We start from the raw sequence: 8,632 nt of genomic DNA, 5'->3' as shown, positions 1-8,632 counted from the left end.
TAAACTTTAAATGGTATTATCTAATTTCTAAAAAGTTCGAAATTTACAAAAATAAGGCTCTCAGTTCTGTTGCGTCGCTAGGTTTCATTTTTCCAGCAAGAACTAAGCTAAGTTGTTTCCTGCGCAAAGCCGCATCAAATCTAGATTTTTCTTCGTCAGTTTGTGGCTCAATTGCTGGGACTTCAACAGGATGTCCAGTTTCATCTACAGCTACAAAAGTATATATTGCTTCGTTGGCTTTGCTTTTGTTTCCAGATTCACGATCTTCAACCCAAACATCAATAAAAATTTCCATCGAAGTTCTAAAACTTCTAGACACTTTTGCTTCAACAGTTACAACACTTCCTAAAGGAATCGCTTTATTAAAAGCAACATGATTTACAGATGCAGTTACGGTAATCCTACGAGAATGTCTTCTAGCAGATATACTTGCGGCACGATCCATTCGGGCTAATAATTCACCACCAAAAAGGTTGTTTAACGGATTAGTTTCGCCGGGTAAAACCATATCTGTAAGGATTGTCAATGATTCTGAAGGATATTTTACTTGCATATTTTTTTTTTTTCAAAGATAAACGGAAAGTATATGTTATAGAAAAAAATAGCCACAAATTTTTTAATTTGTGGCTAAATATCTAAAAGTGCAGTTGTTTTATAATTCCTCGATAAGAAGCCAAGCAACAGGGTTTATAGTATTTTGTATTTGAGTCGTTTTGTATTGTGCTTCGGTATAAGTGGCAAAACTTCCGTAAACTACTGGAATTAATCCGTTTGAATTTTTATCAAGAATTCTAGCATTATATCCTTTCGAAATTAAATTTTCTAATTCTCTATTGGCATTTTTTTCATTTCTAAAAGCACCAGCCATGATATGAAAAGGCAATGTCTTTTTGGTTTCAGCTTCAAGAGCAGAATTATTTATAAAAAAAGTAGCTTCCTGAATTTTAGCATTTACTTCTTTCTGAACATCAGCCTGAACCATTAGTGTTTCTGCTTGTTCTGCCTCATTCAAATAAGCTTTATAACCAATACTAGTAGTTCCTACCGATAATAAAAAAACAGCAGCATATTTCAGATAAGTATTTAGATATCTTTTATTTGCAGTTGCGGGAATTTGATAAACTACTTCAATGTCTTGAGTTTCTTGAGTTTTTTGAGTTTCTTCGGTCTTAGTAATGGCTAATTCTCTTTTCATTAACGGAGAAACAAAAGAGCTTAATCCGAAGGAAGAAGTTAAATAATTTAAATGATTTGAAGGTTCAAAAACCAAATTATTTTCTAGATTTAATCGTAACTCACCAATGTTTTTAAGGGATAACAGCCTATTGCTTTCTAGCTCGATTTTCCATAAGGAAACAGCATTTTCTATTGCAATAATTGCTTGGTCGTAGCTCATTTTTTCCGAAATAGAAATATGATTGGCTAACAATCCGTCGTTATTTTTTAGATGCGAATTAAAAGAAATTACTTTCTTTGGCGGATAAAAAGTTTGATTACTTTCTTGTATGTTTGCAGAGATGGTTTCGGCTAAAAAAGCACCAAAACCAGGTACATTAACACACTGGAAACGATATAATAATTGGGATATGTGATTTGCTATATTCATTAAAGCAAAATTATAAAACACAAGCGAAAAAAATAATGTTATTAACAAATGTTATTAACAATTTTATATTTTTTTGATGCTTTGAAATAAAACAGGTGAGAATTTATGACAGAAACTGAATTACATTATTTACTTGCACTGCAAAAAGTAGAAGGCGTGGGTGATATTATGGCCAAAAAGTTACTCAATCATTGCGGTTCAGCAGAAGCTGTTTTTACTACTAAAACTTCGCAACTTGCAACCATAGATGGTATTGGTAAAGTTTTACTTAATAATTTAAAAAACGAAACTGTTTTCGGTCAGGCCGAAGTGGAACTCAAATATATTCAAAATAATAATATTAATGTTTCTTATTTTAAAGACGAGAATTATCCAGAAAGACTGAAGCATTGCATCGATTCACCAGTTTTATTATTTACTGCTGGGAATATCAATCTGAATCAAAGTCGAATTATTAGCATTGTTGGTACACGCCAAATTACCCCTTATGGAATCGATTTTTGTAAAAAACTCATCGCCGATTTAGCTCCGCTAAACCCAATAATTGTTAGTGGTTTTGCATACGGAGTTGATATTGTAGCGCACCAAGTAGCTCTAGAAAATAACTTGCAAACCATTGGGGTTCTTGCCCACGGATTAAACCAAATATACCCAAAAGTACACAAAAAATACATGTCTAAAGTCGAAGAAAACGGTGGCTTTATGACCGAGTTTTGGAGCAATTCTAGTCCAGAAAGAGAAAATTTTGTAAGAAGAAATCGTATTGTTGCAGGAATATCGGAAGCAACAATTGTTATCGAAAGTGCAGATTCTGGTGGCTCACTCATCACGGCCAACTTAGCGAATGATTACAATCGTGATGTATTTGCTGTTCCCGGAAGAATCTCAGACAAGTATAGTCAAGGGTGTAACAATCTTATAAAAACCCAACGAGCCCACCTATTATCTAGCGCTGCCGATTTAATTTATATTCTCAATTGGGAATTAGAAAAGAAAGAAAAAACCATTCAAAAACAATTATTTGTTTCACTCGAACCTGAAGAACAATTAATTCATGATTTTCTTCAAAAAAAAGGCAAAGAACTTTTAGATACAATCGCAATAGAATGTAATCTACCTGTTTTTAAATTATCATCTATATTATTAAATATGGAATTAAAAGGGCTAATACGTCCTTTGCCTGGTAAATTGTTTGAAATTATTTAGAAAACACCGCTTAATTCTACAATAGCCCCCTTGTTTAAATCTCATTCTTTGGGCATGTCCCAAATATTATTTTTTGCTAGTAATTAAAAAAAAATAAAGCAAACTATTTATGGTAATTGCATGTGTTATAATCTATCTAACGCCTAGTTATTAGTTAGAAAAAGTTTTTTTAATCTCTTTTTTTTCTTGTATAATTCAAATTTTTTTTATAAAATTAGTTTGCTATTTTTAAGTGATTTCAAATGACAAAAAAGCCAGATATTTCTAAACTTTATAATTATCATAACGAAGAAGGCGTTTTGCTTGAGATGAGCAGTGATTATAAACTCATTTCCAGAGAACTTAAAAGTATTAATGTTGCTTTCGAAAACAGAACTATCGATGATATTTTGCAGGAATTAGAAGAAATAAGAAATCTCTACTTTATTTTTTTTTATAATGATTATGATGACGAAGCAGAATTTGAGGTAATTACAGATGCTATTGAAGAGGATTATGATTATATTAAAATAAATTTTCTGATTGAATACTTAAAGGATTTGAAATTGTATGAATAAAATATAAACAAAGAATAGCAGTTAGTAAGATTTTTATATCGATATTTTTTTAAAGCCTAGGATTTTTTAAGTGCAAACTTGGTTTTTAGGTTTGTTTATTGAAAAACAAAAAATCCCTGAATCCTATTTTATAAGGGATTAGGGGTTTTTTTGTGGTACCTCCAGGGATCGAACCAGGGACACATGGATTTTCAGTCCATTGCTCTACCATCTGAGCTAAGGTACCGTGCTAATGCGGGTGCAAATATAGAACGTTTTTTCGGTTCTACAAAACATTTTTTTAAAAAAATCTATTCGTACCTTTGTAAAATCAATTTTAAACAAATGATTCTAACCATAGATGTAGGTAATACAAGGATTAAAAGTGCTGTTTTTAAGTACAATACGATTATAGAAACTGCTTTTTTTTCAAATAAAAATTTTCAGTCGGAAATCGAAAATATTTTAAATTTAAACAATAAAATAAAGGTTTTAGTGGTGGCTTCGGTAGGAAAACTAGAAAAAGAAGCTTTCGAATTGTTCTCTAATCGAGTATATGTTTGTTTTATTTCTAGAGAAAGCACCTTTCCCTTTCAAAATAATTATGCAACCCAAAGTACATTAGGCATTGACAGAATGGTTTTGTCGGCTGGTGCGGTTTTTCAATTTCCAAAGAAAAACAGATTAATAATTGATGCAGGAACTTGTCTTACCTATGATTTTGTTGATGAAAACGATGTTTATCAAGGAGGAGCCATTTCTCCAGGAATTCGTTTGCGATACGAAGTCATGCATAATTATACCGCAAAATTACCTTTGTTAACTTTGCAAGAACCACAAAGTCTTATAGGAAACACTACAAATCAATCATTACATTCTGGCGTTGTAAATGGTTTGACTTTCGAAATAGAAGGGTATATAGAGGCTGTGAGAGGGAAAAATGAAAACTTTATCATAATTTTAACTGGTGGCGATGCTAATTTTTTGGCTAAACGATTAAAAAATACCATATTTGCCAATTCAAATTTTCTTTTAGAGAGTCTGAACAATCTTTATCAATATCAAAAATGATTAAAAAAATTTTATTAAGCAGTTTCATACTGCTTTCGTTTCATAGTTTTGCACAAGAAGGAACCGCTTCTCCTTATTCTTTTTACGGAATTGGAAATGTAAAATTTCAGGGGACTGTCGAAAATAAATCGATGGGCGGACTAGGTATTTTACCTGATAGTATTCATATAAATTTGCAAAATCCAGCGTCATTATCTGCATTAAAACTGACTACTTTTGGTGTTGCGGGTACATATAATACGGTAAAGTTAGAGAATCAATATGTAGCTGAAAAAGCTAGAAGGACCACGCTCGATTATCTTGTAGTAGCTTTTCCTGCTGGGAAATTAGGTTTAAGTTTAGGATTAATGCCATATTCGGCAGTAGGATATAAGATTAAAAAAACAACAGATGTTTCGACTTCACTATATTCAGGTAGCGGAGGATTAAATAAAGCATTTGTTGCTGCGGGATACAAACTTATGCCTAAATTAAGTGTGGGTATCGATGTTGGTGTTAATTTTGGAAAAATAGAAAGGTTATCGCAGGTTGTATATGCTAATGCGCAAAATGGTATTGGCGAAACAAACACTTCTCAGGTTAGCGGAATAAGTCTTAATGCTGGTTTGATATACAAATCAAAATTTAAAAATTATGACGTGATATCTAGCTTCACACTTTCTCCTAGTACAAACTTAGTGTCTAAAAACACAAGTGTGTTAACTACAATTCCATCAACCACAGTTGGATCTAGAGAGCTTATCGTTGCCGATTCGAAAATAAAAATCCCTTCTAAACTGGCTTTTGGAGCAGGACTTGGAGAAATAAAAAAATGGTTTGTAGGCTTCGAATCTACGTTTCAAGGATCTAATGACCAGGAAAACATAGAGGGGTCTAAAGTGTCTTACGAAAACGCAACAAGAATATCATTAGGAGGATATTATACCCCTAATTATAATTCTTTTTCAAATTATTTTAATAAAGTAACTTACAGAGCAGGTTTTCGTTACGAAAACACAGGCTTGGTAATAAACGAGAAATCTATAAACGATACAGCCTTTACACTTGGGCTAGGATTGCCAGTAGGTGTGGGTAGTTCAAATATAAATATTGGTATGGAATTAGGAAAAAAAGGAACTACAAATGCAGGCCTTATTCAAGAAAATTACATGAACATTTCAGTTGGATTATCATTTAACGAAAGATGGTTTGTAAAACGAAAATTCGACTAATCTAAATGACAATAAATTTTAAGATATTAAAAACAATAAAAAAAGTGCTGTTACTTATCGTGACAACACTTTTTTTTATTTCATGTGAAAGCAATATCAACGAAGTTCGAAAAATAAACGTGGTCGAATTTAATCCTATTGGAGAAGCCAAAGATTTTAACCTAAAGTACACTGATTCTGGAAAAATAAAAGTAGTCTTGGTATCACCACAAATGCTGGACTTCTCCCAATTAGACTTCCCGTTTACAGAATTTCCAAAAGGTATAAAAGTTACTATTTATGACACGCAAGGAAACAAAAGTTTTGTAACATCAAATTATGCAATTTCATATACAAATTCGAATTTAATCGATTTAAGCGGAAAAGTAAAAATAACCACAAACGATGGTAAAATTCTCGAAACCGAACAATTATATTATGACCAAAAGAACGAATGGTTCTTTACTCAGAAATCATATAAATTTACAAATAAAGGAAGTGTAATAGAAGGATTAGGAATCGATTTTAGTAAAGATTTCAAAGTTTTAGATACACAAAGTATAACAGGAGTTTACAGCATTTAAAAAAAAATAAAAACATGAATTATTTAAAATACACACAATACATTTATTTGGTTGCGGCAATATTTTTTGCATACGACGGATTTTCACAACTAAATTCAGGAACAGACATGGCATATTTAAGTTTTATACTTGCTGCTACTGCGGTATTTATGTTTTTCTTTCGCAGGAAATTCGCCAAAAAATTTGAGAATCAAAATAAGAATCAATAAAAAATTAAACTTTCTATCAAAATAAAAGCTTTAGTCTTTTGATATTTGATAGATAATCGTATTTTCGCTCACTGAATAAAAAATATTTTAAGAAAATGGCAGTTTTATCAAAAATTAGACAAAAATCGTTTCTAGTTATAGCAGTTGTAGGAATAGCATTATTTGCATTTATAATAGGTGCATTAATCGAAAATGGTGGTTTCGGAAAAACTGCTAGAAACGCAGGAACAATAAATGGTGTCGATATTTCTTTTGAAGAATTTAGAGAAAAAGTAGATATGGCTCAAAAAAGCCAACCAGGGCAAAACATGACCATCATGCAAGCTACAAATGGTGTTTGGGATCAAGAAGTAAGAAGAGTTTTGCTTGAAAAACAATGCGAAAAATTAGGTTTACGTATTGGCGATGACCAGCTAATTAATATAATTAAGGAAGACCCGCAGTTTGCACAAACACCACAATTTTTAAATGCTGCAGGAAAATTCGACAAGGCAAAATTTAACGAAGCATTACTATCGCTAAAAAAAGGTAGCCCAGAGCAATGGGGAAAATGGTTAGAAGACGAAAAAAGAATCATGCAAAGTACTAAAGAACAAATGTACAGTACCATGATACAGTCAGGTTTTTATACCACACAAGCAGAAGCAAAGTTTAACTACGAATTAGAAAATAACAAAGTTACCTTCGATGTGGTTTCTGTGCCATATTCAACTATCGAAGACAAAAAAGTAGAACCTACAGATGCGGAACTAATCGCCTTTATGAAAAAAGACGAAAAAAAGTATAAAGCAGACGAATCTCGTGAATTAGAATATGTTTTTGTAGAAGACAAAGCATCAGCAGAAGACAAAAAAATAATAGAAGATAAAGTAAACGGATTATTAAATCCCGTTGCAGACAATCCAGTAACTACAACCGTAAACGAAGCAAGAGTTGGATTTAAAAATGCTTCAAATTTAGTAGAATTTGTAAATGCAAATTCAGATATAAAATACGATTCTACCTATGTTTCTAAAAAAGATTTGCCAGTAGAACATGCAGAAGCATTATTTAATTTAGCACCAGGACAATTTTACGGACCATATATGTTTGGCGATTACTACGGTATTACAAAAAATTTAGGAAGAAAAGTAAACGCAAATGCAAAAGCTAGTCATATCCTAATTAGTTATGAAGGAACGCAAGTGCCAAACAAAAAAGAAAAAAGAACAAAAGAACAAGCAAAAGCAAAAGCAGTATCGTTATTAGCTCAAGTTTTAGCAAATCCTTCAGCATTTCAAATGTTGGCTTATACAAATTCTGATGATTCATCTTCTCAACAAGGTGGCGATTTAGGTTACTTTAGTCAAGGTCAAATGGTAAAACCATTCAATAATTTTGTTTTCTCAAACCCAGTTGGAAAAATCGGATTAGTAGAAACTGATTTTGGTTTTCATATCATCAATGTAACGGACAAGCAAGATGCAGTTCGTTTGGCTACACTAGCGCAAAAAATATCGCCATCAGAAGTAACAAGCGATAAAGTATTTACTACTGCAACTAAATTCGAAATGGCCGCAAATGAAAAAGCATTTGATGTTGCCGCAAAAGAAATGAAACTAATAGTTGCTCCAGCAGCTAAACTATTAGCACTTGACGAAAACGTTCAAGGTATAGGAAATCAGAGAGAAATAGTTCGTTGGGTATTTGGCGCAAAAGAAGGAGAAATAAAACGTTTTAATATTCCAACAGGACATGTTATTGCTCGTCTAAAAAAAGTAAATGAAGCAGGTTTGTTACCTATCGAAGAAGCAAAAATGGCTATTGGTACTAAATTAAGAAACGAAAAGAAAGCAGAATTAATTAAAGTTAAGATGTCTGGTAGTACTCTTGAAGCAGTCTCAAAAGCTACAGGTTCTCCTGTAAAAGAGGTTTTAGATGTAGTTGCTGCAAATGCTTACATACAAACTATTGGTGTAGAACCTAGAGTTGTAGGAACAGCATTTTCTCTAAAAAACGGCGTTGTTTCTCAAACTATCGATGGTAATTCGGGAGTGTTTAAAATTAAAGTAAAATCTAGTATAAAAGCACCAGTTGCTGCAAATTATACAGATATTTCAGCAAGACTAAGCGGACAATCTAAAGGATCCGTTTCGGGAAGAGTTTACAATGCGCTTAAGAAAGACGCTACTATTGAAGATAATAGAGCACAATTTAACTAAAAACATAAGTTTTATAAATGAAAAAATCC

General features: G+C 32.2%; 9 protein-coding genes and 1 tRNA gene. 7 read left to right on the top strand and 3 right to left on the bottom strand.

The window, feature by feature from the left end:
• Positions 1–43 precede the first annotated feature (43 nt).
• Both B0A57_RS10310 and B0A57_RS10305 read right to left on the bottom strand, forming a co-directional pair.
• A complete protein-coding gene (locus B0A57_RS10310; protein ID WP_011964526.1) occupies positions 44–553 on the bottom strand; it encodes an acyl-CoA thioesterase in 510 nt (169 codons plus the stop codon).
• Positions 554–652: 99 nt separating this feature from the next.
• Complete coding sequence (locus B0A57_RS10305) at positions 653–1,606, bottom strand: HU domain-containing protein (RefSeq protein ID WP_011964525.1); 954 nt, start codon at positions 1,604–1,606, stop codon at positions 653–655.
• Positions 1,607–1,711: 105 nt separating this feature from the next.
• On the opposite strand from B0A57_RS10305, the gene dprA reads away from it, so the two are divergent.
• Complete coding sequence (gene dprA / locus B0A57_RS10300) at positions 1,712–2,812, top strand: DNA-processing protein DprA (protein ID WP_034099595.1); 1,101 nt, start codon at positions 1,712–1,714, stop codon at positions 2,810–2,812.
• Between the two features lie 242 nt (positions 2,813–3,054).
• Entirely contained in the window at positions 3,055–3,369 is a 315-nt protein-coding gene (locus tag B0A57_RS10295) for a hypothetical protein (RefSeq protein WP_034099593.1), read from the top strand.
• A gap of 153 nt (positions 3,370–3,522) precedes the next feature.
• Here the strand turns inward: B0A57_RS10295 and B0A57_RS10290 are convergent.
• A tRNA-Phe gene (locus tag B0A57_RS10290) sits at positions 3,523–3,595 on the bottom strand.
• Between the two features lie 98 nt (positions 3,596–3,693).
• Here B0A57_RS10290 and B0A57_RS10285 point away from each other — a divergent pair.
• From B0A57_RS10285 to B0A57_RS10265, 5 genes are all read left to right on the top strand, one after another.
• The gene (locus tag B0A57_RS10285) at positions 3,694–4,419 is read left to right on the top strand and encodes a type III pantothenate kinase (RefSeq protein ID WP_011964522.1); all 726 of its coding nucleotides are present in this window, start codon (positions 3,694–3,696) and stop codon (positions 4,417–4,419) included.
• Positions 4,416–5,630: a membrane protein gene (locus B0A57_RS10280; protein WP_034099577.1), complete on the top strand. Its 1,215-nt coding sequence runs from the start codon at positions 4,416–4,418 to the stop codon at positions 5,628–5,630. The genes B0A57_RS10285 and B0A57_RS10280 overlap by 4 nt, the downstream gene beginning before the upstream one ends.
• Positions 5,631–5,635: 5 nt before the next feature.
• The gene (gene lptC, locus B0A57_RS10275; protein WP_034099575.1) at positions 5,636–6,193 is read left to right on the top strand and encodes an LPS export ABC transporter periplasmic protein LptC; all 558 of its coding nucleotides are present in this window, start codon (positions 5,636–5,638) and stop codon (positions 6,191–6,193) included.
• 14 nt (positions 6,194–6,207) lie between these two features.
• Entirely contained in the window at positions 6,208–6,402 is a 195-nt protein-coding gene (locus tag B0A57_RS10270; RefSeq protein ID WP_011964519.1) for a hypothetical protein, read from the top strand.
• A 95-nt stretch (positions 6,403–6,497) separates the two neighbouring features.
• Positions 6,498–8,603, top strand: a complete 2,106-nt coding sequence (locus B0A57_RS10265) for a peptidylprolyl isomerase (RefSeq protein ID WP_034099573.1) — start codon at positions 6,498–6,500, stop codon at positions 8,601–8,603.
• Positions 8,604–8,632 lie beyond the last annotated feature (29 nt).

Source organism: Flavobacterium psychrophilum DSM 3660 = ATCC 49418, assembly GCF_002217405.1.
In the GTDB taxonomy this organism is placed as follows: domain Bacteria; phylum Bacteroidota; class Bacteroidia; order Flavobacteriales; family Flavobacteriaceae; genus Flavobacterium; species Flavobacterium psychrophilum.
This window is presented reverse-complemented; position numbering and strand designations above follow the sequence as displayed.